This is a genomic window from Burkholderia sp. Ac-20344 (assembly GCF_017104975.1).
GTDB lineage: Bacteria > Pseudomonadota > Gammaproteobacteria > Burkholderiales > Burkholderiaceae > Burkholderia.
The window spans coordinates 1-25,211 of the sequence record NZ_JAAGPP010000063.1; the positions used below are offsets into that span (position 1 = coordinate 1).

Annotated in this window: 26 protein-coding genes and 1 pseudogene; 16 read left to right on the plus strand and 11 right to left on the minus strand. The window is 67.8% G+C overall.

The window, feature by feature from the left end; translation table 11 throughout:
• The 7 genes and pseudogenes from glyA to G3N64_RS20150 all read left to right on the plus strand — a co-directional run.
• Positions 1–257: pseudogene (gene glyA / locus G3N64_RS20120) on the plus strand (serine hydroxymethyltransferase); the annotation flags it as partial.
• A 6-nt stretch (positions 258–263) separates the two neighbouring features.
• Positions 264–743, plus strand: coding sequence for a transcriptional regulator NrdR (nrdR, locus tag G3N64_RS20125; RefSeq protein WP_050011738.1), 480 nt, complete (start codon positions 264–266; stop codon positions 741–743).
• 153 nt (positions 744–896) lie between these two features.
• A complete protein-coding gene (locus G3N64_RS20130; RefSeq protein WP_205785498.1) occupies positions 897–1,460 on the plus strand; it encodes a GspH/FimT family pseudopilin in 564 nt (187 codons plus the stop codon).
• A gap of 5 nt (positions 1,461–1,465) precedes the next feature.
• Positions 1,466–1,867 (plus strand): hypothetical protein, encoded by a 402-nt coding sequence (locus G3N64_RS20135; protein ID WP_241021116.1) that lies wholly within the window; start codon positions 1,466–1,468, stop codon positions 1,865–1,867.
• Complete coding sequence (locus G3N64_RS20140) at positions 1,857–2,690, plus strand: PilW family protein (RefSeq protein ID WP_205785499.1); 834 nt, start codon at positions 1,857–1,859, stop codon at positions 2,688–2,690. Before G3N64_RS20135 ends, G3N64_RS20140 begins: the two co-directional genes overlap by 11 nt.
• A 203-nt stretch (positions 2,691–2,893) precedes the next feature.
• The gene (locus G3N64_RS20145) at positions 2,894–3,355 is read left to right on the plus strand and encodes a hypothetical protein (protein WP_346778828.1); all 462 of its coding nucleotides are present in this window, start codon (positions 2,894–2,896) and stop codon (positions 3,353–3,355) included.
• Positions 3,356–3,369: 14 nt separating this feature from the next.
• On the plus strand, positions 3,370–3,798 hold the full coding sequence (locus tag G3N64_RS20150; protein WP_241021117.1) for a type IV pilin protein: 429 nt from the start codon (positions 3,370–3,372) through the stop codon (positions 3,796–3,798).
• Positions 3,799–3,852: 54 nt separating this feature from the next.
• On the opposite strand, the gene G3N64_RS20155 is transcribed toward G3N64_RS20150, so the two are convergent.
• The 3 genes from G3N64_RS20155 to G3N64_RS20165 form a co-directional block, all read right to left on the minus strand.
• Positions 3,853–4,296, minus strand: a complete 444-nt coding sequence (locus G3N64_RS20155) for a DUF3318 domain-containing protein (RefSeq protein ID WP_205785502.1) — start codon at positions 4,294–4,296, stop codon at positions 3,853–3,855.
• Between the two features lie 43 nt (positions 4,297–4,339).
• Positions 4,340–4,729 carry a phage holin family protein gene (locus G3N64_RS20160; RefSeq protein ID WP_021157159.1) on the minus strand — a complete coding sequence of 130 codons (390 nt, stop codon included), beginning with the start codon at positions 4,727–4,729 and terminating at the stop codon, positions 4,340–4,342.
• 123 nt (positions 4,730–4,852) lie between these two features.
• Positions 4,853–5,155 carry a YqjD family protein gene (locus tag G3N64_RS20165; protein WP_006494044.1) on the minus strand — a complete coding sequence of 101 codons (303 nt, stop codon included), beginning with the start codon at positions 5,153–5,155 and terminating at the stop codon, positions 4,853–4,855.
• Between the two features lie 318 nt (positions 5,156–5,473).
• On the opposite strand from G3N64_RS20165, the gene G3N64_RS20170 reads away from it, so the two are divergent.
• Entirely contained in the window at positions 5,474–6,112 is a 639-nt protein-coding gene (locus G3N64_RS20170) for a peroxiredoxin (protein WP_011351087.1), read from the plus strand.
• 150 nt (positions 6,113–6,262) lie between these two features.
• On the opposite strand, the gene G3N64_RS20175 is transcribed toward G3N64_RS20170, so the two are convergent.
• Positions 6,263–7,450, minus strand: a complete 1,188-nt coding sequence (locus G3N64_RS20175) for an acyl-CoA dehydrogenase (protein ID WP_205785503.1) — start codon at positions 7,448–7,450, stop codon at positions 6,263–6,265.
• Positions 7,451–7,760: 310 nt separating this feature from the next.
• On the opposite strand from G3N64_RS20175, the gene G3N64_RS20180 reads away from it, so the two are divergent.
• Both G3N64_RS20180 and G3N64_RS20185 read left to right on the plus strand, forming a co-directional pair.
• The gene (locus G3N64_RS20180; protein WP_205785504.1) at positions 7,761–8,552 is read left to right on the plus strand and encodes an IclR family transcriptional regulator; all 792 of its coding nucleotides are present in this window, start codon (positions 7,761–7,763) and stop codon (positions 8,550–8,552) included.
• A 132-nt stretch (positions 8,553–8,684) separates the two neighbouring features.
• A complete protein-coding gene (locus G3N64_RS20185) occupies positions 8,685–9,095 on the plus strand; it encodes a GFA family protein (RefSeq protein ID WP_205785505.1) in 411 nt (136 codons plus the stop codon).
• 195 nt (positions 9,096–9,290) lie between these two features.
• Here the strand turns inward: G3N64_RS20185 and G3N64_RS20190 are convergent, their stop codons facing one another.
• Entirely contained in the window at positions 9,291–10,094 is an 804-nt protein-coding gene (locus G3N64_RS20190) for an EAL domain-containing protein (protein ID WP_205785506.1), read from the minus strand.
• Between the two features lie 364 nt (positions 10,095–10,458).
• Between G3N64_RS20190 and G3N64_RS20195 the strand changes: the two genes are divergently transcribed.
• From G3N64_RS20195 to fahA, 5 genes are read left to right on the plus strand one after another with little or no spacing between them, the layout of a single operon-like run.
• The gene (locus tag G3N64_RS20195; protein WP_205785507.1) at positions 10,459–12,120 is read left to right on the plus strand and encodes an FAD-dependent oxidoreductase; all 1,662 of its coding nucleotides are present in this window, start codon (positions 10,459–10,461) and stop codon (positions 12,118–12,120) included.
• 28 nt (positions 12,121–12,148) lie between these two features.
• Positions 12,149–12,379 (plus strand): DUF2783 domain-containing protein, encoded by a 231-nt coding sequence (locus G3N64_RS20200; RefSeq protein ID WP_205785508.1) that lies wholly within the window; start codon positions 12,149–12,151, stop codon positions 12,377–12,379.
• The gene (locus tag G3N64_RS20205) at positions 12,376–13,731 is read left to right on the plus strand and encodes an MFS transporter (protein WP_205785509.1); all 1,356 of its coding nucleotides are present in this window, start codon (positions 12,376–12,378) and stop codon (positions 13,729–13,731) included. The genes G3N64_RS20200 and G3N64_RS20205 overlap by 4 nt, the downstream gene beginning before the upstream one ends.
• A 20-nt stretch (positions 13,732–13,751) precedes the next feature.
• Positions 13,752–15,086: a homogentisate 1,2-dioxygenase gene (gene hmgA / locus G3N64_RS20210; RefSeq protein WP_205785510.1), complete on the plus strand. Its 1,335-nt coding sequence runs from the start codon at positions 13,752–13,754 to the stop codon at positions 15,084–15,086.
• Positions 15,083–16,387: a fumarylacetoacetase gene (fahA, locus tag G3N64_RS20215; RefSeq protein ID WP_205785511.1), complete on the plus strand. Its 1,305-nt coding sequence runs from the start codon at positions 15,083–15,085 to the stop codon at positions 16,385–16,387. Before hmgA ends, fahA begins: the two co-directional genes overlap by 4 nt.
• A 172-nt stretch (positions 16,388–16,559) precedes the next feature.
• On the opposite strand, the gene G3N64_RS20220 is transcribed toward fahA, so the two are convergent.
• The 5 genes from G3N64_RS20220 to G3N64_RS20240 all read right to left on the minus strand — a co-directional run bounded on the left by G3N64_RS20220 (position 16,560) and on the right by G3N64_RS20240 (position 22,201).
• Positions 16,560–17,720, minus strand: a complete 1,161-nt coding sequence (locus tag G3N64_RS20220) for an MFS transporter (protein ID WP_205785512.1) — start codon at positions 17,718–17,720, stop codon at positions 16,560–16,562.
• Between the two features lie 100 nt (positions 17,721–17,820).
• On the minus strand, positions 17,821–18,990 hold the full coding sequence (locus tag G3N64_RS20225; RefSeq protein ID WP_205785513.1) for an MFS transporter: 1,170 nt from the start codon (positions 18,988–18,990) through the stop codon (positions 17,821–17,823).
• 238 nt (positions 18,991–19,228) lie between these two features.
• Positions 19,229–20,008: a 5,6-dimethylbenzimidazole synthase gene (bluB, locus tag G3N64_RS20230; RefSeq protein WP_205785514.1), complete on the minus strand. Its 780-nt coding sequence runs from the start codon at positions 20,006–20,008 to the stop codon at positions 19,229–19,231.
• 180 nt (positions 20,009–20,188) lie between these two features.
• A complete protein-coding gene (locus tag G3N64_RS20235; protein WP_205785515.1) occupies positions 20,189–21,187 on the minus strand; it encodes a 2-hydroxyacid dehydrogenase in 999 nt (332 codons plus the stop codon).
• A gap of 30 nt (positions 21,188–21,217) precedes the next feature.
• Positions 21,218–22,201, minus strand: a complete 984-nt coding sequence (locus G3N64_RS20240; RefSeq protein ID WP_205785516.1) for a LysR family transcriptional regulator — start codon at positions 22,199–22,201, stop codon at positions 21,218–21,220.
• Positions 22,202–22,956: 755 nt separating this feature from the next.
• On the opposite strand from G3N64_RS20240, the gene G3N64_RS20245 reads away from it, so the two are divergent.
• Positions 22,957–24,168 carry an alanine--glyoxylate aminotransferase family protein gene (locus G3N64_RS20245; protein ID WP_059487241.1) on the plus strand — a complete coding sequence of 404 codons (1,212 nt, stop codon included), beginning with the start codon at positions 22,957–22,959 and terminating at the stop codon, positions 24,166–24,168.
• Positions 24,169–24,195: 27 nt separating this feature from the next.
• On the opposite strand, the gene G3N64_RS20250 is transcribed toward G3N64_RS20245, so the two are convergent.
• Complete coding sequence (locus G3N64_RS20250) at positions 24,196–25,131, minus strand: AraC family transcriptional regulator (RefSeq protein WP_205785517.1); 936 nt, start codon at positions 25,129–25,131, stop codon at positions 24,196–24,198.
• Positions 25,132–25,211 lie beyond the last annotated feature (80 nt).

Sequence of the window (25,211 nt, forward strand, 5' to 3'; positions counted from 1 at the left end):
CGGAAGCGGCGCTGGGTGCTGCGCACATCACGGTGAACAAGAACGCGATTCCGAACGATCCGGAAAAGCCGTTCGTGACGAGCGGCGTGCGCCTGGGCTCGCCGGCGATGACGACGCGCGGCTTCGGTCCGGCGGAAGCGGAACAGGTGGGCAACCTGATCGCGGACGTGCTGGACAACCCGGAAGATGCAGCGACGATCGAGCGTGTGCGCGCGCAGGTCGCCGAGCTGACCAAGCGTTTCCCGGTCTATCGCTGATCGACGATGCGCTGCCCGTTCTGCCGGCACGACGACACGCAGGTCGTGGACTCGCGCGTGTCCGAAGATGGCGCCGCGATCCGGCGGCGCCGTCGCTGCTCGGCTTGCGACAAGCGCTTCACGACGTACGAGCGGGTCGAGCTGTCCCTGCCGTTCGTCGTGAAGAAGGACGGCAGCCGCACGGAATTCGACCGTCGCAAGATCGTCGCCAGCATGCAACTCGCGCTGCGCAAGCGGCCGGTTGCTGCCGACGCGATCGATGCGGCGGTCGCTCGCATCGAGTATCAACTGCTCGCGACTGGCGAGCGCGAAGTGCGTAGCGAGAAGCTCGGCGAACTCGTGATGAACGAGTTGCGCGGCCTCGATACGATCGCTTATGTCCGCTTCGCATCGGTGTATCGCCAGTTCGAGGACGTTTCCGAATTTGCCGACGTGATCGAAGAGTTCCGTCGCGCCTCTCCCGCCAAGACTCCGCGTAAGCGCTGACGCGCTGCGTCCGTTCATCGTCTTCTCCGTTGGGTCAGTTCGCGCCGATTGTGTCGGTCGCGATCGCATGCCGCCAGTCGGCCATTCGGCAAATGGCGTGCGTCCGCACGCATCGCTACAGTCGTCGCATCACCTTGGCGAAGGACGGCTGCGATGGGACTGCACGCTCAACCCCTGAAAAATGTGTTGCGACGCTCGGGCGGGTTCACGCTCGTCGAGCTGATGGTCGCCATCTCGCTGGCGGCCGGGCTCGCGCTCTATGCGGCGCCGGCGTTCGACCAGTGGCGCATGCGCGAACGCGTGGACGCACGCTCGCGCGCGTTGCTCGGTGCGCTGTCGTTTGCACGTACCGAGGCGACGCGTCTCGGCGTGCGCGTCACGCTGTGCCGGGCCGCGAGCGGCGGCACGTGTCTGCGTGCCGGTGAGCGATGCGATCCGGCCGAATGGTCGTGCGACTGGATCGTCAGCGGGCAGGTCGATGGGCGCTCGCGCGTGCTGCGTCGTTATCCGCGCGATGCCGAAGTGGCCGTCACGGGGGCCGCGCACGATCTCGCATTCGCACCGCCGGTCGGTCAGGCAATCGGTGGCATCCGGCGTTTCGAATTGCGTCCGCGACGCGACGTGCCGGGGGCTGACGACGCGCGTGCCTCGCGTTGCGTGCGGATCGCGGCAGGCGGCCGGGCGCGGGTTGTCGCCGGCCGCTGCGAGGCAGCGTGAGCGCGATGCGCAACGCAATGCGCGGCACGTCGCTGATCGAAGCGATGCTGGCCGTTGCGCTGCTCGCGGCCGTGATGCTGGCCGTGGCGGGTAGCCAGCTTGCGATGGCGCGTGCGCAGCGCGCGACGATCTGGCGCGAACGCGCGCTGTGGCTGGCCGATGCGCGTATCGAGCGCTTGCACGTCGCCGCGGAGGCTGACGATGGCCTCGCGGCGCGGGCCGCGGCGTCGCGGCCCGGCGGTGCGATGACGCGCGGTGACGGGCCGGGTGGCGTCCGCTACGCGGTTGTCGGCTGGCGCGGCGGCATTGCGGCTACCGGGCCGCGATGCGAAGCGGCGGGCAGCTCGGCGCAGCCGCCGTCGTGCGTCCGGATTCCATATCGGGAGACCGACGCCGATGAACGCTGATCGCCGCATGCGCGCGCATACGCTGCTTGAAGTGTTGATTGCGATGACCGTCGGTCTGCTCGTGCTCGTGGCGGCCGGTGCGCTGTACCACGCGCAGCGCGTCGCACAGTGGCGTGCGGACGACGGGTTCCGGATGCGCGATGCGGCCGGTACTGCACTGATGCTGATCGGCCAGCAGATCCAGATGGCAGGATTCCGGCCGCTCGATGCGGAGCGGGTGCCGTCATTGCCGCCTGTGTTCGGTTGTTCGACGGCGCGTGTGAGGGGGAATGGCGCGCAGGTACGGTGCGAGCCCGTGCGCGCTGCGTCGGACGCGTTGCTGATCCGGTATGTCGGCGATGCCGTGTCGACGTGGTTCACCGTGAGCGGCCAGGTGTCGGATTGCCTTGGGCAGGGTGTCGGCGTGTCGGGCGAACGTGCGCCGGTGGAGAACCGCTTCGATGTGCACACCAGTCCGTCGACGGGCGAGCCCGAACTGTATTGCGAAGGAAACGGCCGTCCGGGCACGCCACAGCCGGTCGTGTCGGGAATCGATCAGTTGCGGGTGCGCTATCTTCGTCGCGGCGGCATGCCGTTCGTCGATGCCGGTGCAATGCGCGGCGACGACTGGCGCGATGTCGTGGCCGTGCATGTGTGCGTGCGGGCGCGGGGCGAACCGACGGGCGAGCCGGCGCGGCACGTCGACTGCGACGGCCGCACTGTCGTTGCGCCAGACGGCCGCGCGCGTCTGACGCTCGATCGCATCGTCGCGTTGAGGAATTCCGCGCGCGCATTCGGCGATACGTCGCGCGATGCAACGGATGAACGCGAGGGGCTGCGATGAACGGAGCGGAGCAGTACACGCGGGAGCGGTCGCGATGCGTCGCGGCGGGCAACACGCATGAGCGTATCGCGACACACGGCGACGCGCTGCGGCCGGCTGCGGGTGCGGAAGCCCGGGCAACGAGCCGGCGAGCGCCGCACATACGCTTGCGGTCAGCCAGCCGTGATTGGCGTCGCGACGCGGGCTTCGCACTGCCCGCGGTGATCGCCGTTGGCGCGGCGGTCGCGGCGCTGACGGGCACGTGGTTCGAAGCCGCGCTGACGGAATCGCGCCGCACGCGCGCGTTGTCCGATCGGCTGGTCGCATTCCACGCGGCCGATGCCGCGCTTGCTGCGTGCACCGCGCGATTGCGTAGAGGCTCGGCGCCTTATGTGAGCGAAGGCGAGTCGCACGCGGAGCCCGACGCGTGGCGGCGCATGCCGGCGCTGGCAGCCGCCGAGGCATTCGCGCCGTTCGCCGGATGGCCAATGGCCGCGCAACCGCCGCGATGCCTGATCGAAGCGTGGCGCGGGGCCGGGCCGGACGGCGCCCGCGCTTACGTCGTTACCGCACGTGGCGTCGGTGCGCATGCATCGAGCGCCGTCTGGCTGCAGCATCAGGTCGCGATCCGCGACGGACACATCGTCGCCTTGCACTGGCGTCGCGTCGCGGCGGTGCTGCGATGAACGGTCGCGTGTCCATGTCTCGCCCGGCGGGATTCACGCTGATCGAGCTGATGATCGTGCTCGCGATCGTCGCGGTGCTGGCCGGATGGGGCATCCCGTCGTATCGCGAGCATGTCGTGCGCGTTCATCGCGCGTCGGCGGTCGCCGCGCTGTACCGTGCGGCCCAGTATCTCGAAACATTGGACGGTGTGCCGCCTTCGGCATTGCCGACGGCGCTCACGCAAGCGCCGCCGGACGGGCGCGCGGTCTATCGATTGGCGCTCAGGCGGCCGGACGGCGACGGTTCGCCGGTGAACTATGAACTGGACGCAACGCCGCTCGACGCGAGCCCGATGCGCGACGATGCCTGCGGTGCATTCACGCTGCGCTCGGACGGGACGAAAGGCAATGTGCGGAGTGATGGCGCCGTTGAACAGGTCGCGGCGTGCTGGGGCGTGCGTTGAGTTCGTCGGGAAGGCGCGCCACGGCGCATGGCCGTGCGCGCGGGATGCCGGCGGTCAGTCGTCGTGCGTGTCGAGTCCGCGCTCGTCGCGGGACTGCTTCCAGATCCGGTAGACCTCCCATGCGGCGAAACCGAGGGTGCCCCACTTCAGCGCGGGCCCGGCGCTCGCACGCAGCAGCGAGCGAACGGGTTTGGCGAGCACGAGCGACGCGAGCGAACTCAGCATCGGATACTGGTTGACGAGCTGGCCGAGGCTCGCGTTCAGGTTCCTGGCGGACTGGCTGAACTTGTTGCTGGACAGGCCGGGGATGAACACCTTGAGCCAGCTGAAGCGCGTGACGGCCTGGCGCATTTCGCCGGCGGCTTCCGCGAGTTCGAGCCGCTCGACTTCGGATCGCAGGATCAGCAGTTCCTTGCGGAGCGCGCGATGCTGCGACGCGCTCCAGTTCGATCGCGACGAATGGGAGCGGGGTGAATTGCCCGTGATGTTCTGGCTCATGGCGCGTCGGCGAAGTAGGTGGGAGGGGTGAGCGCGACTGCGTTCACGGCTTGCCGCGGAACAGTTCGCGGTCTTTCTCGAGTTCGGCGAGCGTCGCCTCGAATACGGTCGGCGCATCGCGCAGGCCCGAGCGGGCCTTCAGTGCGCACGCGATACCGCCTGCGGCATACAGCGCGGTGATCGCCGCGAGCGACTGCCAGCGGTAGGTATCCCAGAACGCGATCGCGACGAGTACGGTCAGGCTGATGAGTGCCATCGTCGCGAGCATCATTGCGGCGAGCCCGAGGAACAGCACGCCCATCAGGCGCTCCTTCTCCTCGGCGAGTTCGATGCCTACCAGTTCGAGGCGCGTTTGCAGCAGTCCGATCGCGGAGCCGACGAGGCGGCGCAGCGGTCCTTGGCCGGACGGCTGCGAGGTGGTGTCTGTCGTCATGGGTGAGGTGCGTGCGCGTGCAGTGTGCAGCTAGGACAAAGCCGGCCGGCGGAAACCGCCGGCTGGCTTCGACGCCCGCAGGCCGCGCGACGCGGCCAACGGGACGAAACGGCGCAGAGCGCGTTACTTGCGGTTGATCAGCAGGCCGATCAGCACGCCGACGCCGGCGGCGACGCCGATCGACGTCCACGGATGCTCGTGCACGTAATCGTCGGTCGCGCGTGCGGCCTTCTTGCCTTTCTCGACCACCACGACCTGGACGTCGGCCGCCTTTTCCTTGGCCTGCTTCAGGCGCGACATGGCTTTCTCGCGCAGCTCGGCCGCACGGTCGCCCGTGCTGCTCGCCGCTTGCTTGAGCAGGTCTTCGGCGTCCGAGAGAACGGTTTTGATATCCGACATCAGTTTCTCCTTGTTGATTTCCGACATTGCAACTCCCTTCGTGCTGTCATGCTGCAGGTTCACATCGTAGCGAAACGCCTGCCTGCTGGCGAGCCGGGAAGACACACGACGGCCGTGCAAGATCGCATGGTAAACGATTTGTAATCATCAACAGAGCGGCAAACGGCGTGAAAAGTTTCCCGTGTGGCCGCACGTCCTGCACCGACACCGGGCAAAAATGACAAAAAAGTATGAATATCAAACGGAATAATCGTTCGCACGCCCCATTGCTTCCCGTAAGCTGACAGACTTTCCCGCGCCGACCCGGGCGCGGTTTCAACCAGCACCGTTCGAGGAGGGAACATCATGAGTCTGCGTCTTGGCGATATCGCACCGGATTTCGAGCAGGAATCGAGCCTGGGCCCGATCAAGTTTCACGAGTGGCTGGGCGACGGCTGGGGTGTCCTGTTCTCGCACCCGGCCGACTACACGCCGGTGTGCACGACCGAGCTCGGGCTGACCTCGAAGCTGAAGGGTGAATTCGAAAAGCGCAACGTGAAGGTGATCGCGCTGTCGGTCGACGGTGTCGAATCGCACAAGGGCTGGATCAACGACATCAACGAAACGCAGTCGACGGTCGTCGGTTTCCCGATCATCGCCGACGCCGACCGCAAGGTTTCGCAGCTGTACGACATGATTCACCCGAACGCGAACGAAACGCTGACGGTGCGTTCGCTGTTCGTGATCGACCCGAACAAGAAGGTGCGGCTCACCATCACGTACCCGGCCAGCACGGGGCGCAACTTTGACGAAGTGTTGCGCGTGATCGACTCGCTGCAGCTGACCGACAACTACAAGGTTGCGACGCCCGGCAACTGGAAGGATGGCGACGACGTCGTGATCGTGCCGTCGCTGCAGGATCCGGAAGAGCTGAAGAAGCGTTTCCCGAAGGGTTTCAACGCGGTGCGTCCGTATCTGCGCCTGACGCCGCAGCCGAACAAGTAAGCATCGGCTGAGCGTGAGCGCGATACCGGGCCGGCGGCCCGGTGCGCGGACTCGATGAAAAACGGCCCGCCCGGCAGTCATGCCGGGCGGGCCGTGTCATTTGCGCGTGCGCAGCGCGGCCTGGCTGCCGCGCGCGCCGCATCCGGACGATCAGAAGAACGCCTGGATGCCCGTCTGCGCGCGGCCGAGGATCAGCGCGTGGATGTCGTGCGTGCCTTCGTACGTGTTGACCACTTCGAGGTTCACGAGGTGGCGGGCGACGCCGAATTCGTCGGAGATGCCGTTGCCGCCGAGCATGTCGCGCGCGAGCCGTGCGATGTCGAGTGCCTTGCCGCACGAGTTGCGCTTCATGATCGACGTGATCTCGACGGCCGCCGTGCCTTCATCCTTCATCCGGCCGAGGCGCAGCACGCCTTGGAGGCCGAGCGTGATTTCGGTCTGCATGTCGGCGAGTTTCTTCTGGATCAACTGGTTCGCGGCGAGCGGCCGGCCGAACTGCTGGCGGTCGAGCACGTACTGGCGCGCGGTGTGCCAGCACGACTCGGCGGCGCCGAGTGCGCCCCATGCGATCCCGTAGCGTGCGGAGTTCAGGCACGTGAACGGGCCGCGCAGGCCGCTCACGTTCGGCATCAGGTTCTCTTCGGGGACGAACACCTCGTCGAGGACGATCTCGCCGGTGATCGATGCGCGCAGCCCGACCTTGCCGTGGATCGCGGGCGCCGACAGGCCCTTCCAGCCTTTCTCGAGGATGAAGCCGCGGATCGCGTCCTTGCCGTTTTCTTCCAGCTTTGCCCACACGACGAACACGTCGGCGATCGGCGAGTTCGTGATCCACATCTTCGCGCCGGATAGCGAGTAGCCGCCGGGCACCTTCTTCGCGCGGGTGACCATGCTGCCCGGGTCGGAGCCGTGGTTCGGCTCGGTCAGCCCGAAGCAGCCGATCCATTCGCCGGTCGCGAGCTTCGGCAGGTATTTCTGCTTCTGCGCGTCGGAGCCGAATTCGTGGATCGGGACCATCACGAGCGACGACTGCACGGACATCATCGACCGGTAGCCCGAGTCGACGCGCTCGACTTCGCGCGCGATCAGCCCGTAGCTCACGTAATTGAGACCGGGGCCGCCGTATTCCTCGGGAATCGTCGGGCCGAGCAGGCCGACTTCGCCCATCTCGCGGAAGATTTCGGTGTCGGTGCGCTCGTGGCGGAATGCCTCGGTCACGCGCGGCGCGAGCTTGTCCTGCGCGTAAGCCTGGGCGGCGTCGCGCACCATCCGCTCTTCTTCGGTCAGTTGCTGGTTGAGCAGCAGCGGATCGTCCCAATGAAAAGTTGCATCACTCATCGTCTCATCTCCTGTCGACCCGAGTTAGCGCTTCAGCGCTTACTCGGGTCCCATGCTTCGCGGTCGACCCGAGTTAGCGCTTCAGCGCTTACTCGGGTCCCATGCTTCGCGGTCGGCCCGAGTTGGTGCTTCAGCGCTTACTCGGGTCCCATGCTTCGCGGTCGGCCCAAGCTGGCGTTTCAGTGCTCACTCGAGCCCATGCTTCGCGGTCGGTCCCTGATTCAGCCGGATTCCATGCCTGAGAGTTTGCTTGACTGAAGTTCCGCTGTGCGGAACAATGTTTTGCAAATCGAACCCAGTGTAGCACCAGATGACACTTTCAACCATCGACGAAACCACGATCGACGAACGCAAGTTCGTCGTCGCGCTCGCACGCGGGCTCGACCTGCTGCGCGCATTCCGGCCCGGCGAGACGATGCTCGGCAACCGCGACTTCGCCGAGCGCACGGGGCTGCCGAAGGCGACCGTGAACCGGCTCGCCTATACGCTGACCGTGCTCGGCTACCTGCGCTACGACGAGACGCTCGGAAAGTATGCGCTCGACGCCGGCGTGCTGTCGCTCGGCTACGCGCTGCTGTCGGGTTCGGGGACGATCGACCTCGCGCGGCCGCACATGCAGGCGCTCGCGCGCGACATCGGCGCGGCCGTGTCGCTCGGCTGCCGCGACGGGCTCGACATGATCTATCTGGAGACGATCCGCAGCGAGACCGCGCTGACGCTCGGGCTTGCACCCGGTTCGCGGCTGTCGATGCTGACGAGTTCGATGGGGCGCGCGTACCTGGCCGTGCAACCGGAGGACGTGCGCCGCGCGCTCTATGCGGAACTGCACCGCGCGGCGGGCGGCGCGGCCGACGCCGATGCGCTCGTCGACGCCGCGCAACACGCGGTGGCCGAGTTCTCGGCGGGCGGTTGCTGTTATTCGTTCCGGGCGTGGCACATGGACGTCAACGCGGCGGCCGTGCCGTTTCGCGAGCCGCGCGAGGGGCGCTGGCTGATCCTGAGCTGCAGCGGTCCCGCATCGTCGATGGACGAGGACGTGTTCCGTACGCAGGTCGGGCCGAAGCTGAAGGCGCTTGCGCAGCGGCTCGGGCAGACGGCCTGAGCCGGGCGGCGAGCGGTACGGGTTCCGTCGCCGGGGCGGGCGGTAACGGATGAGCGCAGCATCGCCGCCGGTTGTGCCGCAGGCGAACCGCGCGCATGATCGTTCGCCAGCTCACCGACGAAAAGGCTTGCCATGTCTCACGCAGAACCGATGGAAGGCGGATGCGCATGCGGCGCGATCCGGTACCGGATCGCCCGCGTTCCGGCCGACGCCGGGTTTTGCCACTGCCGGCTCTGCCAGCGCACGACCGGCGCCGCGGTCGTCGCATCGGCATCGGTGCCGATCGACGCGTTCGAATACCTGCAAGGTGAGCCGACGGTCTATGCGTCGAGCGCGTGGGGCGAGCGGCGCTTCTGCGGCCGGTGCGGCGCGCAGCTCGAATACCGGCTCAGCGACGCACCCAAGACGGTCGAGATCAATTACGCGACGCTCGACGAGCCGTCGCGGCTGCGCCCGGCCTGGCATGTCTGGTATGGGGATCGCTTCCCGGGCATCGAGATCGACGATGGCCTGCCCAAGTACGACGATGGTGGAAGGGCGTAAGCGCTAACCGCCGGCACTGACCGTGCCGAAAACGAGGAGCGCACGCTCCCGGGAAGCCGGTCTTTCCACGAGGCCGGCAACAAATCGCCGGACATCGGACGGCGGGTCGCACCAGGCGGCCCGATCCTCCCGTCACATCACCCGCATTCCCCATCCAGCGTGCGACGCCCCGCTTGTGCCGGCCACTTCATCCACTCACGCCGTCACGACCTTCGCGAATACGGGCCCCTGCATGAACCGCACGTCGTGCTGGCGCAGCAGTTCGCACTGCGTCTCGTCGACGACGCCGTCGAAGATCAGCGGAATCCGCACGCGCTGCGCATACGCGACGAGCGCCTTGACCATCCCGTCGCGCAACGCGATACCCGCATCCATCTTGATGTAGTCGGGGCGCGCCATGTCCGATTCGACCGCGAGGATGCGGCCCGGGTCGGGCAGCTTGTCCGCGACCTTGAAGCCGTGGTGCTGGTAGCTGCGCGTCAGGTAGCCGAGGAAGGTCTTGTGCGCGACCGCGACCGCCGGCAGCTCGATCACGACCCGCTCGGCCGGCAGCCCGAAGCGCTGCAGCACCGACGAGAAATGCTTGCCGTGGTCGTACTTCACGCTCTTCAGCAGCCGTTCGTGCACGCGCAGGAACAGCAGCCCGTGGCGCTGTGCGCCAAAGAAGTTGATCGCGTGCAGCGTGCGCGACAGGCGGTCGATCGCGACGAGCGTCTGGTCGTCGACGGCCGAGTCGACCGGATCGTGCGGCGCGCCCGTGACGACGGTGACGGCCTGGAAGCCGAGCTCGTCGCCGTAGCGCTCGATTGCGTCGGCGAACGACGTCGATTGCGGTGCGCCCGGCATCGTCACGTCGTAGATCGGTTCGTAGGCGCTGCCGAGCGTGCGCTCGGGCAGGTTCGCGCTTGCGGTGCCGCCATCGGCGAGCGCGAGGTGATCCCGCAGATACGGCAGTTGCCCGGCACGGGCGACCAGCTCGGGAATGGTGGGCGGAATCATCGGCGTAAGAAGGAAAAACGGCGGCCGAACGGGCCGCCTCGTAGCTTGATATTAGCAGCGCCGGCCAAGCTCGGCTTGGCGTTTCGCTCATATGGTTATCCCGTCCCGGAAGCTTCACCTAGGGTTTACGTTGTTTTCACTATTCGTAATTGGTTTTACTATTCGTAAATCCAGGGTTTGTCGCCGATCAAGACATGCGGCATGCGGGCGCCGCGAAACGGCGCCGTTCACGAATCAACAGGAAGCAAGGAGCGAGACGTGGCGGTTGACAGGAATTGCACGCGGGACGGCGGCGCGGCGCGCCGGCAGGCGATAGGCGGGATGACGGGGGTGCCGGCGCGCGCCCGGCAGGGTTGAGGCGCGGATGGCGACCATGAGCATCGATTACCAGACGCTGAAGTTCGAATACCGTCCGCGTGCGCAGGACACGACCGTTCACCCGGTGATCGTCGTCGGCGCGGGCCCGGTGGGCCTCGCGGCCGCGATCGACCTCGCGCAGCAGGGCGTGAGCGTCGTGCTGCTCGACGACGACGACACGCTGTCGACCGGCTCGCGTGCGATCTGCTTCGCGAAGCGCACGCTCGAGATCTTCGACCGGCTCGGCTGCGGCGAGCGCTTCGTCGACAAGGGCGTGAGCTGGCACGTCGGCAAGGTGTTCCTGCAGGACGAGCAGCTGTATGCGTTCGACCTGCTGCCCGAGGAAGGGCATGCGCGCCCCGCGTTCATCAACCTGCAGCAGTACTACGTCGAAGGCTATCTGGCCGACCGCGCGTTCGAACTGCCGAACATCGACATCCGCTGGAAGCACAAGGTGACGGGCATCGACCAGTCGGCCGAACACGCGGTGCTGACGATCGAGACGCCGGAAGGCGTCGCGACGCTGCGCGCGCAGTACGTGATCGCGGCCGACGGCTCGCGCAGCCCGATGCGCACGATGATGGGCCTCGAAAGCCACGGCCGCACGTTCAAGGATCGCTTCCTGATCGCCGACGTGAAGATGAAGGCGGAGTTTCCGACCGAGCGCTGGTTCTGGTTCGACCCGCCGTTCCACCCCAATCAGTCGGTGCTGCTGCATCGCCAGCCCGACAACGTGTGGCGCATCGACTTCCAGCTCGGCTGGGATGCCGACCCGGTCGCCGAGAAGCAGCCGGAGCGCGTGATCCCGCGCGTGCGCGCGCTGCTCGGGCCGGACGTCGAGTTCGAGCTCGAATGGGTGAGCGTCTATACGTTCCGCTGCCAACGGATGGAGTCGTTCCGGCACGGCCGCGTGCTGTTCGCGGGCGATTCCGCACACGGCGTGTCGCCGTTCGGCGCGCGCGGCGCGAACAGCGGCGTGCAGGATGCCGACAACCTCGCGTGGAAGCTGAAGCTCGTGCTCGACGGCCGTTCTGCCGACCGCCTGCTCGATACGTATGCGAGCGAGCGCGAGTTCGCGGCCGACGAGAATATCCGCAACTCGACGCGCTCGACCGACTTCATCACGCCGAAGAGCCCGGTGTCGCGCGTGTTCCGCGACGCGACGCTGAAGCTTGCGCGCGACTGCGAGTTTGCGCGCAAGCTCGTGAACAGCGGCCGCCTGTCGGTGCCGGCGGTGCTGGCCGGTTCGCCGCTGAACACGCCGGACAGCAACGGCGACGCCTTCGCGGGCGCGATGCGGCCGGGTGCCGCGGCGGCCGATGCGCCGGTGCGTGTGCAGGGCGCGTCGGGCTGGCTGCTGCAGCATCTGGGCAGCGGCTTCACCGGCGTGCTGTTCGGGTTGCCGGGCGATGCGGCCGCGCTTGCGCAGGCGCTCGACGGCCACGCGCTGCCGGTGCGGCCGGTGCTCGTCGTGCCGGCCGGGCAGGCGCGGCCGGTCGCGGGTGTCGACGTCGTGGAGGACGTCGACGGCTTCGCCGCGCAACGCTACGACGCGCAGCCCGGCACGTTCTACCTGCTGCGCCCCGACCAGCATGTCTGTGCCCGCACGCGCACGCTCGACCGTCAGGCGCTTGCCGACGCACTGGCGCGCGCGACCTGCGCACGCTGAATACGATAAAGACACCGGAGACACCGTCATGCCCTCACTCGACACCCGTCCGCGCCTGGTTGACCCGGACGCGTTCTACGAAGCGCTGATCGACATGCATCGCGACCTGTCCGATGCCGACAGCCAGCTCGTCAACGCGAAGCTGATCCTGCTGCTCGCGAACCAGATCGGCGACGCCGACGTGCTGCGCGAAGCGATGGCGCTCGCGCGGCAGGGCGTGACGCCGCTCGTGCATCCGGCGGCCGAGGTGGCGCAATGAGCGCGGCGCCGGCCGACGCGCGCGTGCTCGAAGTCGAGCGCGTGATCGACGAGACCCATCGCCCGGGCTTTCACTGGATGCTGCTGGTGCTGTGCGGGCTGTGCCTCGTGATCGACGGTTTCGATGCGCAGGCGATGGGCTACGTCGCACCGAGCGTGATCGCCGAATGGGGCGTGCCGAAGCAGGCGCTTGGGCCCGTGTTCAGCGCGAGCCTGTTCGGGATGCTGCTCGGTGCGCTCGGGCTGTCGGTGCTGGCCGACCGGATCGGGCGGCGCCCGGTGCTGATCGGCTCGACGCTGTTCTTCTCGGTGACGATGCTCGCGACGCCGTTCGCGGGTTCGATCCCGGTGCTGATGGCGCTGCGCTTCGTCACGGGCCTTGGCCTCGGCTGCATCATGCCGAACGCGATGGCGCTGGTCGGCGAGTTCAGCCCGGCCGCGCATCGCGTGAAGCGGATGATGATCGTGTCGTGCGGCTTCACGCTCGGCGCGGCGCTCGGCGGCTTCATCAGCGCCGCGCTGATTCCGGCGCTCGGCTGGCGCTCGGTGTTCTTCGTCGGCGGCGCGGTGCCGCTCGTGCTGACGCTCGCGATGGTCGCGCGGCTGCCCGAATCGCTGCAGTTCCTCGTGCTGAAAGGGCGCATCGCGCAGGCGCGCGACTGGCTTGCGCGCTTCGCGCCGCAGGCCGGCATCGATGCGAACACGCGGCTCGTCGTGCGCGAGCGCGCCGCGACCGGTGCGCCGGTCGCCGAGCTGTTCAGCCACGGCCGCCTGCCGGTCACGCTGCTGCTGTGGGCGATCAGCTTCATGAACCTGATCGATCTGTACTTCCTGTCGAACTGGCTGCCGACCGTGATGCGCGAAGCGGGCTATTCGCCGGGCACGGCCGTGATCGTCGGCACGGTGCTGCAGACGGGCGGCGTGATCGGCACGCTGTCGCTCGGCTGGTTCATCGAACGCCACGGCTTCGTGCGCGTGCTGTTCGCGTGCTTCGCGTGCGCGGCCGTGTCGGTGGGGCTGATCGGTTCGGTCGCACATGCGCTGCCGTGGCTGCTGGTGGTCGTGTTCGCGGGTGGGTTCTGCGTGGTCGGCGGGCAGCCGGCCGTCAACGCGCTCGCGGGCCAGTATTACCCGACGTCGCTGCGCTCGACGGGCATCGGCTGGAGCCTCGGCATCGGCCGGATCGGCTCGGTGCTCGGGCCGCTCGTCGGCGGACAGCTGATTGCGCTCAACTGGTCGAACGGTGCGCTGTTCCACGCGGCCGCGGTGCCCGTGCTGTGCTCGGCGCTGTTCGTCCTCGGGCTTGCCGGCGTAACGCGGCGCAGCGGTGCACAGGCGCCGAACGCCGCCTGAATTGATGGAGAAAGGAAACGATGACGCTTGACCTGTCGAAACCGGCGACCGCCGGCTACCTGAGCGGTTTCGCGAACGAATTCGCGACCGAGGCACTGCCCGGCGCGCTGCCGCATGGCCGCAACTCGCCGCAGCGCGTGCCGTACGGGCTGTATGCGGAGCAGCTGTCGGGCACCGCGTTCACCGCGCCGCGCGGCCACAACCGCCGCTCGTGGCTGTACCGCATCCGCCCGGCGGCCGTGCACCGGCCGTTCGAACCGTACGCGGGCACGCAGCGCCTCGTGTCGGAATTCGCCGACTCGGCCGACGTGCCGCCGACGCCGCCGAACCAGCTGCGCTGGGATCCGCTGCCGATGCCGGTCGAGCCGACCGATTTCGTCGACGGGCTGGTGACGATGGCCGGCAACGGCTCGGCCGCCGCGATGAACGGCTGCGCGATCCACCTGTACGCGGCGAACCGCTCGATGCAGGACCGCTTCTTCTACAGCGCGGACGGCGAACTGCTGATCGTGCCGCAGCAGGGGCGCCTGTTCATCGCGACCGAGTTCGGCCGGGTCGACGTCGAGCCGTTCGAGATCGCGGTGATCCCGCGCGGCGTGCGTTTTTCCGTCGTGCTGCCGGATGGCGACGCACGCGGCTACATCTGCGAAAACTTCGGCGCGCAACTGCGCCTGCCGGACCTCGGCCCGATCGGCTCGAACGGTCTCGCGAACCCGCGCGACTTCCTGACGCCGCAGGCCGCGTACGAAGACCGCGAAGGGGCGTTCGAGCTGATTGCGAAGCTGAACGGCCGCCTGTGGCGTGCGGACATCGGTCATTCGCCGCTCGACGTGGTCGCGTGGCACGGCAACTACGCGCCGGTCAAGTACGACCTGCGCCTGTTCAACACGATCGGCTCGATCAGCTACGACCATCCCGATCCGTCGATCTTCCTGGTGCTGCAGTCGCAGAGCGACACGCCGGGCGTCGACACGATCGACTTCGTGATCTTCCCGCCGCGCTGGCTCGCGGCCGAGGATACGTTCCGCCCGCCCTGGTTCCACCGCAACGTCGCAAGCGAATTCATGGGGCTCGTGCACGGCGCGTACGACGCGAAGGCCGAAGGCTTCGTGCCGGGCGGCGCGAGCCTGCACAACTGCATGTCGGGCCATGGCCCCGACGCGGATACGTTCGAGAAGGCCTCCGCGAGCGACACGACGAAGCCGCACAAGGTCGACGCGACGATGGCGTTCATGTTCGAAACCCGCACGCTGATCCGGCCGACGCGCTACGCGCTCGACACCGCGCAGCTGCAGGCCGACTACTTCGAATGCTGGCAAGGCATCAGGAAACACTTCAATCCGGAGCAAAGATGAGCGATACCCAAGACTGGCGCGCGACGCTCGACCCGGCCCGCAAGAGCTGGGTCGAGACGGCGAACGATCCCGCCTGCGATTTCCCGATCCAGAACCTGCCGTTCGGGATCTTCAGCGATGCGAAGCAGGCATCGCGCCGCGCGGGCGCGGCGCTCGGCGACCAGATCGTCGACCTCGCGGCGCTCGTGCGCGCGGGTCTCGTGACGCTGCCGGCCGGCGCCGATGTGTTCGCCGCGCCGACGCTCAACGCGTTCATCGCGCTCGGCCGCGATGCGTGGCGCAGCGTGCGCGTGCAGCTGTCGGACCTGTTCTCGCGCGACAACTCGCGGTTGCGCGACGATGCTTCGCTGCGTGCACAAGTGCTCGTCGCGCAGCGTGATGCAACGTTGCATCTGCCGGTCGACATTCCCGGCTACACCGATTTCTATTCGTCGAAGGAGCATGCGACCAACGTCGGCTCGATGTTCCGTGATCCGAAGAATGCCCTGCTGCCGAACTGGTCGGAGATGCCGATCGGCTACAACGGCCGCGCGTCGTCGGTGATCGTGAGCGGCACGCCGGTGCGGCGCCCGAACGGGCAGTTGAAGCTGCCCGACCAGGAGCGCCCGGTGTTCGGTGCATGCCGCAAGCTCGACATCGAACTGGAGACGGGCTTCATCGTCGGCCGGGGCAATGCGCTCGGCGAGCCGATCGCGTGTGAGGACGCGGAAGCGCATATCTTCGGGATGGTGCTGCTGAACGACTGGAGCGCGCGCGACATCCAGCAGTGGGAATACGTGCCGCTCGGGCCGTTCAACGCGAAGACCTTCGCGACGACGATCTCGCCGTGGATCGTCACGCTCGACGCGCTCGATCCGTTCCGCGTTGCGCAGCCCGAGCAGTCGCCGCAGCCGCTCGCGTACCTGCAGCACGCCGGCAAGCATGCGTTCGACATCGCGCTCGAAGTGACGCTGCGCGCGGAAGGGGCGGCCGAAGCAACGTCGATCAGCCGCACGAACTTCAGGCACATGTACTGGACGATGGCGCAACAGCTCGCGCATCACACGGTCGCGGGCTGCAACACGCGGGTCGGCGACCTGATGGGTTCGGGCACGATCAGCGGGCCGACCAAGGATTCGTTCGGCAGCCTGCTCGAACTGACGTGGAACGGCAAGGAGCCGGTTGCGCTGAACGGCGGCGGCAGCCGCGCGTTCATCGAGGACGGCGACGAGCTCACGCTCGCCGGATGGTGCCAGGGCGACGGCTATCGCGTCGGCTTCGGCACGTGTGTCGGCAAGATCCTGCCGGCATCGACGGCGTAACGCGCGACGTCGCGCGACCATGAGCACGACGGCCCGCATTGCGCGGGCCGTCGTCGTTTTTGCAGGGTGACCGGCGTATCCGTGGCCGGGCGGCGTGTGTTCGCGCCGTCGTCGTCCGGGCGGCGCGCTGCGGTGTGCTCGCGCGCCGGCATCAGACCGCGCGCTGCCGGCATCAGACCGCGCGCTGCAACGCGGCGCGGCGCTCCCACAGCGCGGCCGCGACGAACGCCGCGACGCAGGCCACCAGCACGCCGACCAGCGCGTTGCTGCCCAGTTGCTCCATCAACGCTCCGGCGACCAGCGGGCCGCCGAAGCTCGCGGCGCTCCACGATGCCGATACGAGCGAGCTCGCGGTGACGAGCGCCGCGCCGCGGAAGCGTTCGCCGCATGCGACGAGCGACAGCGTGTAGATGCTGCCGGCCGCCGCGCCGAGCACGAACAGCAGCGGCCAGCACAGCCACGGATTCGCGATGACGAGCGGCAGCAGCGGCAGGCCGGCGAGCACGATCCAGCCTGCGCCGAGGTGCACGCGTTCGCGACCGAGCTTGTCTGCGAGCCAGCCGATCGGGAACTGCATCGCGGTATCGCCGAACAGCATGATCGATGCGAGCAGCACGGCCGTCGCGCTCGCGACGCCGTGATCCATCGCGTAGAGCGGCAGCAGCGACAGCGCGAGCGTATCGAACAGCGCGAAGAACCCGGTGCCGATGATCAGCGCGGGCATGCGCGGCAGCACGTCGAGCCAGCGGCCGTGCGCTTCGTGATGCGCGTCGTCGCCGGCGAGCGGTGCGCGCCGGATCGTCGCGAGCGTCGGCAGCGCGAGCAGGAACAGCGCGCCGCACAGCGCGAAGCGGATGCTGGTCGCGCCGGCGATCTGGCTCACGAGCACGGGGCCCGCCATCTGGAACAGCGTGAAATTGGTCGCGTAGATCGCGACGACGCGGCCGCGCGTCGAATCGTCGGCGAGCTGGTTGACCCACGCCTCGCCGATCGTGAACAGCAGCATCAGCGCGGCGCCGCACAGCACGCGCAGCACGCCCCACAGGATCAGGTTCGACGTGAACTGCATCAGCGCGGTGGCGGCCGCGAGCAGCACGACCGACACGACGATCGCGCGGCGCGAGCCGATGTGCCGCGCGAGCGCGGTGACGAACGGGACGATCGCGAGGCCGCCGAGGGCCTGCGCGGCCGTCAGCATGCCGACGACGTTGGTGCCGTGTCCGGCCTCGGTCAGTGCGAGCGCGGTGAGCGGCAGCGTGGCGCCGGTGCCGAGACCGACGACCGCGACGCTCAGAATGAGTGCGAGGAAATCGCGATTGAGAATGGCTTTCATCGGCCGCGATGCTACACCGCGGACCTTGAAAGGTCCATGAAGGCCATCAGATTCGCGTTGAATCAGCGTTGCGCGCGCAACGAATGCGCGCGGGGTTGCGTTACACGTATTCGGTCGGCACGGCCATCGGGCGGCGTTCGAGCGATGCCGACCACAGCGTGAGCGCGAGCGCCGCAACGGCCATCGCGACGCCGACCCACGGCAGGTTCACGAGCGACACGCCGGAGCCGATCGCCATCCCGCCGAGCCATGCACCGGTCGCGTTGCCGAGGTTGAATGCGCCCTGGTTCAGCGTCGACGCGAGGTTCGGCGCGTCGCTTGCGCGATCGACGATCAGGATCTGCAGCGGCGGCACGATCGCGAACGCGAGGATGCCCCACACGAAGATCGTCGCGAGCGCGGCGAACGGCAGGTGCATCGTGCCCGCGAACAGCGCGAGGATCACGCCGATCAGCGCGAGCGTCGCGATCAGCGACGGCATCCGGCGCCAGTCGGCGAGCTTGCCGCCGAGCGTGCCGCCGACCGTCAGCCCGAGGCCGAACAGCAGCAGCACGTAGGTGACCTGGCGCGGCGAGAAGCCCGTCACGTCCTCGAGGATCGGCGTGATGTACGTGAACACGCTGAACAGGCTTGCCGATGCGAGCACGCTGATGCCGAGCACCATCAGCACCTGCGGGTGCTTCAGCACGCTGAATTCGCGCGTGATGCTGGTGTCGGGCATCGCGAGGTTCTTCGGCAGGCACACGGCGAGCGCGGCGGCCGCGGCGATGCCGATCCCGGTGACGGCCCAGAACGTCGCGCGCCAGCCGAACGCCTGGCCGAGCGCGGTGCCGAGCGGCACGCCGAGCACGTTCGCAAGGGTGAGGCCGGTGAACATCAGTGCGATCGCCTGCGCGCGACGGTTCGGTGCGACGAGGTTGCTCGCGACCACCGAGCCGATCCCGAAGAACGCGCCGTGGCAGAACGCGGTGACGACGCGCGCGGCCATCAGTACCGCATAGCCCGGCGCGATCGCGCAGAACAGGTTGCCCGCGATGAACAGCCCGATCAGGCCCATCAGTGCGCGCTTGCGCGGCATTTTCGCGGTGACGATCGCGAGGATCGGCGCACCGACCGTCACGCCGAGCGCATAGCCCGACACGAGCATGCCGGCGGCCGGGATCGACACGCCGAGGTCGCGTGCGACATTGGGCAGCAGCCCCATGATCACGAACTCGGTGGTACCGATTCCAAATGCGGCGACGGCGAGGGCGAAAAGAGGTAAGGGCATCGCGGTAGGCTCGGGAAAAGCCGCCGCTCGGGCTGGCGCAGGATGCGCGGGACGGGCGGACGGTAAGGCGGACGACAGCCGCGATTCTACTTCAGTGAAAACCCCTATGCTTGGGGCCAAAACGGTTGTTGCCGGCGTGCGACGGGGTCGTGTGCGGGAAGCTCACAGTGTGGGATTCGACGCGGTTCGCGACGGTGGATTTGCCGGGGTCGGAACGATGGCGGCGGCAGGGTGCTCGTCAGGCGATGCGTTCGGGGGAACCGTCGACGCTCGCTGGAGATGCGCTTGCCGTATCGGCGCCGGTGTTCGTTGCCGCGTCAGCTTCGGCATCAGCGTCGACGTCAGCTTCCGCAGGCAACGAGCTGGCGGCATCGACCGCGGCCGGATCATCCCAGCCGTTTTCGAACAGGCACGCTTCGATCGGCATCCGCGCAGCCCAACGCTCCTGCTCGAGCATCGGCTTCGCATAGAACGCATCGACGTGCCCGACGCACAGCACGGCGATCGGCTTCGCGCCGTCGGGCATCCGCAGCAGCGCGCGCAGCGCATCGACGTCGAACAGCGATACCCAGCCCATCCCGAGCCCTTCGGCGCGGGCCGCGAGCCACATGTTCTGGATCGCGCACGCGGCGGACGCGAGATCCATCTCCGGCAGCGTGCGGCGGCCGAATACGTGGCGCTCGCGGCCGTCGGCGAGCGCGACGACCAGCAGCTCGCCGCATTCGCGCACGCCTTCGACCTTCAGCCGCATGAATTCGTCCTGGCGCTCGCCGAGCGCGTCGGCGGTCGCGCGGCGCTCGGCCTCGACCAGCGCGTGGATCTCGGTGCGCAGCGCGGGATCGGTGATGCGGATGAAGCGCCACGGCTGCATGAAGCCGACGCTCGGCGCGTGATGCGCCGCGCGCAGCAGGCGCGCGAGCACGGCCGGATCGACCGGCGCCGGCGTGAAGTGGCGCATGTCGCGCCGTTCGAAAATGGCGCGGTAGACGGCGGCGATGTCGGGGTCGTCGAAACGCATGAGCGGGAGGGGGCGGGGTAACGTCGGCGCAACGATAGCAGACGGCGCGCCGGATTCGTTACATCCGTCGAAACAAAGCGAGAAATTGTTGATGAAAAAGCTCGCGTTTTCAGCGATGAACAAAAGCAAACGATTGCGGATGCGTCAGCAACCGTGAAATGGGCCGGTTTCGTCGATTTCTCAGCGATTGGCCGTCACGACGTTCTGCGGTGTGCCCGCATGCCACGCCTCGATGTTCAGCAGTGTGGTGTGCGCGATCTCGGCGAGCGCCTCGCGCGTGAAGAAAGCCTGGTGCGACGTGACGATCACGTTCGGGAACGTCAGCAGGCGCGCGAGCACGTCGTCCTGCAGCGGCAGGTCGGAGTGATCCTCGAAGAAGAGCCCGCTTTCCTCTTCGTACACGTCGAGCCCGAGATGGCCGAGCTGGCCGCTCTTGAGCGCGTCGACCAGCGCCTGCGCATCGACGAGGCCGCCGCGCCCGGTGTTGATCAGCATCGCGCCGTGCTTCATCCGCGCGAGTGTCCGTTCGTTGATCAGATGGTGCGTCGACGGCAGCAGCGGGCAGTGCAGGCTGACGATGTCGGCGTGGTGCAGCAATTCGTCGAGCTCGACATAGCGTGCGCCATACGCGATCAGCTCGTCGTCGTACGGCGGCACCGAGTGCGCGAGCACATGCATCCCGAAGCCCATCATGATCTTCGCGAACACGCTGCCGATGATGCCGGTGCCGATCACGCCGACGGTCTTGCCGTGCAGGTCGAAGCCGAGCAGGCCGTTCAGCGAGAAGTCGCCTTCGCGGGTGCGCGCGACGGCGCGCGGCAGGCGGCGGTTGAGCGCGAGGATCAGCGCGACCGCGTGCTCGGCCACCGCGTGCGGCGAATAGGCGGGCACGCGCACGACCGTGATGCCGAGCCGCTCGGCGGCCGCCAGGTCGACGTGGTTGAAGCCCGCCGAGCGCAGCGCGATCAGTCGCGTGCCGCCGTCAGCCAGCCGTTCGAGCACGGCCGCGTCGACGGTGTCGTTGACGAACGGGCAGACGACGTCATAGCCATGCGCGAGGATCGCGGTTTCCGCGTCGAGGTGCGACGGCTGGAAGTGCAGCCGATAGCCGAACTGCCGGTTGGCGGCTGCGAACGAATCGTCGTCGTACTGCCGGCTGCTGAACAGGATCACGCGCACGCTGCACCTCCGAAGGCTGACGCGCGCAGTTTACTGCAGGCCCGTGATGATGTCGGAGCGGTCGGGCCCGCGCGACGGCCGCAGGAAGCCGTAGTCGGTCCGTTCCCGGGCCGGCTGCGCACTGAAGTGATCGAGCGCGTGTTCGACGAAGCTGCGCGTACGGGCCGGCACGTACTGGCGGTTCGGGTAGACGAGCGACAACTGCGTGTCGGGATCGTCGATCCGGTAGCCGGCCATCAGCCGCACGAGCGTGCCGTTGGCGAGCGCGTCGGCGACGCACGGCTCGGGCAGCACCGCGATCCCGGCGCCGGCCACGGCGGCCGCCTGGACCAGCGCGAGCTGGTTGACCGTGCAGGCCGGGCGCACCGTGACGGAATGCGCGACGCCGTCGTGGCCGACCAGTTGCCACGCGGGCGCATGCTGGTGCGGCGCGAGCGTGACCCAGTCGTGGCCCGGCAGGTCGTCGGGCACACGCGGCTCGCCGCGTCGCTCGAGATAGGCCGGCGCCGCGCACGCGACGAACGGGTTCGGCGCGAGCGCGTGGCCGATCAGCGTCGGATTGCCGTCGAGCCGGTTGCCCGTGACGATGCCGACGTCGTAACCCGAGTCGAGCACGTCGAGCGGCCCCTCGGCGACGGTCAGCTGCACGCGCAACTCGGGGTAGCGGTGCCGGAAGCTGCTGACGAGCGGCGTCAGCGCAAGCGGCGACAGCAGGCCCGACGCGACGACGCGCAGCGTGCCGGCCGGCTCGCGCACGGCATGCGCGACGGACGATTCGAGGTGGTCGAATTCCTCGAGCAGCGCGCGGCACCCGTCGAGGTAGCGTACGCCGGCCTCGGTGAGCGACAGGTTGCGCGTGGTGCGGTGGATCAGCCGGGTGTTCAGGTGGCCCTCGAGCATCGCGATCGAACGCGTGACGAGTGCATTGGACACGCCGAGATGGTGCGCCGCGCGCCGGAAGCTCTGCTGCTCGGCGACGCAGACGAATACACGCATGGTCTGAATCTGGTTCATGGCTTGCGTATTTCTGGCCCGGTTGATTGATTATGGTTGTGGTTTTTCGCCGCGCAGCCCCGAAAAGCGCATCGCGCGACCCCAGTTCTCCCTCGTATCGAAAAATCGTTTTCTTCGATTCCGCAGACGATTGTTCAATACAGAAGCGATATCGTCAACCTGAGAAAAGGGGCGGGTTGCGGAAAATCGAAATCGGGAGTAACGCGTTAAACGATACGCTGTCTTTCATGCCTGCCGTTCAAAGGCGGCAGGGTATTCGAATAAGTATGGCGGGTGAAAATATTTGCTATGTTAATCAATAGGTTGTGATCCGTACGAGCGGGTTTGTTCCGGTATTGTGAGGAAGCGCGCCCCAATACATGCTGAAATAATAGATGTTTTTTGCCCGGACGGGGACTTTGCTTGTCGGATTCCATGCGACGATTTTTATCGCGGATCCGGTCTATTTCGTTCGATACAGAAGTCGTTCTGAACCGGTGTCGTCGGCGAATCGCGGTGTTATTGACGGAGAAAATCGTGCGCTTGACGCACGAATGGAACCGTTTCGCAACCTGACGGCAATCCTTTTTTAATCCGGACGACCGGTGTCCGGCCCGTGCACGGCCGGCTGGCCTGGTCCGGCGACCGGGCCACCGTCGCGCTGTCCGGTGGCGCGTGCCTCTTGCGCGAGGCGGCGGAACGCGGAATGATCGATCAGTTCGCGCATGCTGCGCGGCGGGCGTCCGTGCACTTCCTTTCCTCACCTTTTACCAGCCATGTCCATCGATTACTCGCCGATTCCCTGTCCCGTCGTCGTGCCGCTCGACGCGATCCTGCCCGAAGAACCGCTGCTGATGATGGGGGCCGGCCCGGTTCCGATCCCGGCCGCCGTCGCGAAGGCGAACACGATCGTGATCAACCACCTCGGCGCGACGATGGCGAAGATCATCGAGCAGGTGAAGGAGATGGCGCGCTACGTCTTCCAGACCCGCACGAAGTGGGTGCTCGGCGTCGCGGGCCCCGGTTCGGCCGCGATGGAAATGGCGATCTCGAACCTCGCGTGGCGCGGCACGCGCGTGCTGTCGATCCGCAACGGCTTCTTCAGCGCGCGGATGGCCGAGATGGCCACGCGCGTCGGCGCCGACGTCGCGACGCTCGAAGTGGCCGACCGTGCGGTCGCCAGCCTCGACGAGATCGCGGACGCGATCGCGCGCGAGCGGCCCGAAATCGTCACGATCGTGCAGGGCGAGACGTCGAACACGGTGTGGAACCGCGACCTGCGCGACATCGCGGCGCTCGCGAAGGCGGCCGGTGCGCTGGTCGTGGTCGACGCGGTGTGCACGCTGTCGACGATGCCGCTCGAGATGGACGCGTGGGGCATCGACGCGGTGATCACCGGCGGCCAGAAGGGGCTGTCGTCGATCCCGGGCGTGTCGCTGATCGCGTTCTCCGACGCCGCCTGGGACCGCATGAAGCAGCGCCCCGAGCCGAACGCGCACTGGTGCCTCGACATGGCGCTCGCGGAGAACTTCTGGCACAACGCCGGCTATCACTACACGGCGCCCGTGTCGGGCGTGCTCGCGCTGCACGAAGCACTGCGGCTCGTCTGCGCGGAGACGCTCGAAAGCCGCTTCGCGCGCCACCTGCGCTGCTCGCTCGCGCTGCAGGCGGGCGTCGAGTCGATGGGGCTCAAGCTCTATGCGCCGAAGGACTGCCGGCTGAATTCAGTGGTCGGGATCGAGACGCCGGAAGGGCTCACGCCGGGGATGGTCTGCGGCCACATCTCGAAGCAATATCAGGTCGAGATCTCGGGCTCGTTCGGGTTGCCGATCGTGCGGATCGGGCAGATGGGCGAGCAGTGCCGCGAACACAACCTGTTCCGCACGCTGCATGCGTTCGGCCGCACGATGGTCGACCTGAAGGTGCCGGTCGACCTGCCGGCCGGCGTCGCTGCGCTCGAACAGGAATTGTCCCGGCGCGGCGCGTAAGCGGGACAGCGAGGGAAGGGGCCGCGCTCAGCGGCCCTGCATCGCGCGCCGGTACGTATTCGGCGTCGTGCCGTGCGCGTCGCGAAAGCGGTGGCTGAAGTGGCCGGCGTTCGCGTAGCCGCAGTCGGCTGCGACCTGCGCGAGCGGCAGTGCCGTCGTGCGCAGCAGTTCGCGCGCCCGTGCGAGACGCTGCTCGGCCACCCACGCGTGCGGCGCGCGTCCGAACGACAGCCGGAACATCCGCGAGAAGTGGTATTCGGACAGCGCGGCGACGTCGGCGAGTTCGCCGAGCGTCAGCGGTTGCGTCAGGTACGTGTCGATGTAGTCGCGCACGCGGCGGCGCACGGCCGGCGCGAGCCCGCCGCGGAACGACGTGTCGGTGCGGGTCGTGCTCTGCCCGCGCAGCAGCAGGCTCAGCACCTCGTGCGCGGTCTCGTTCACGCGCAGCCGTTCGTCGGCATCGTCCCAGCCGTCCAGCGCGAGCGAGCGCAGCAGCGCGGCGACGCGCGCATCCTCGAAATAGGTGCGATCGGCGAGCTTCAGCTCGCGCGGCTCGCGGTCGAGCTCGCGGATCGCGCGCTGCGTGAAGTGCTCGGGCAGGAAATACAGGTGGATGAAGTGCATCTCGCCGCGTACCCACCAGCGCGACTCATGGTCGCCCGGCAGCGCGCACAGCAGGCTCGGCGCGCCGTAGCGCGGCACGCGCTGGCGCTCGGTCCGGTAGCCGCCGTCGAGGTAGCACGACAGCGTGTGGTGGCCGGGCTGCTCGTAGATCGTCTCGCTTTCGTCGGTGATCCGCGTCCATTCGGCGATCGCCAGGTGGTCGCCGAGCCACGCGAAGCGCTGGAGCGTCGCGTTCGCGTCGGCGAGCGTGCGGCAGACCGACTGCAGGCCGAACGGCAGATCGCCGCCAGCCAGGGCGGCGGCGTGGTCGACGGGCGGGGCGGAGAGGGAGAGGCTCATGATGCGGCGAGTATAAGCGGGCGCGCGGCAGCGTGTGCGGCGCCCCGAAAAAGACCGCAATTCCGGACAATCGGCCCGCG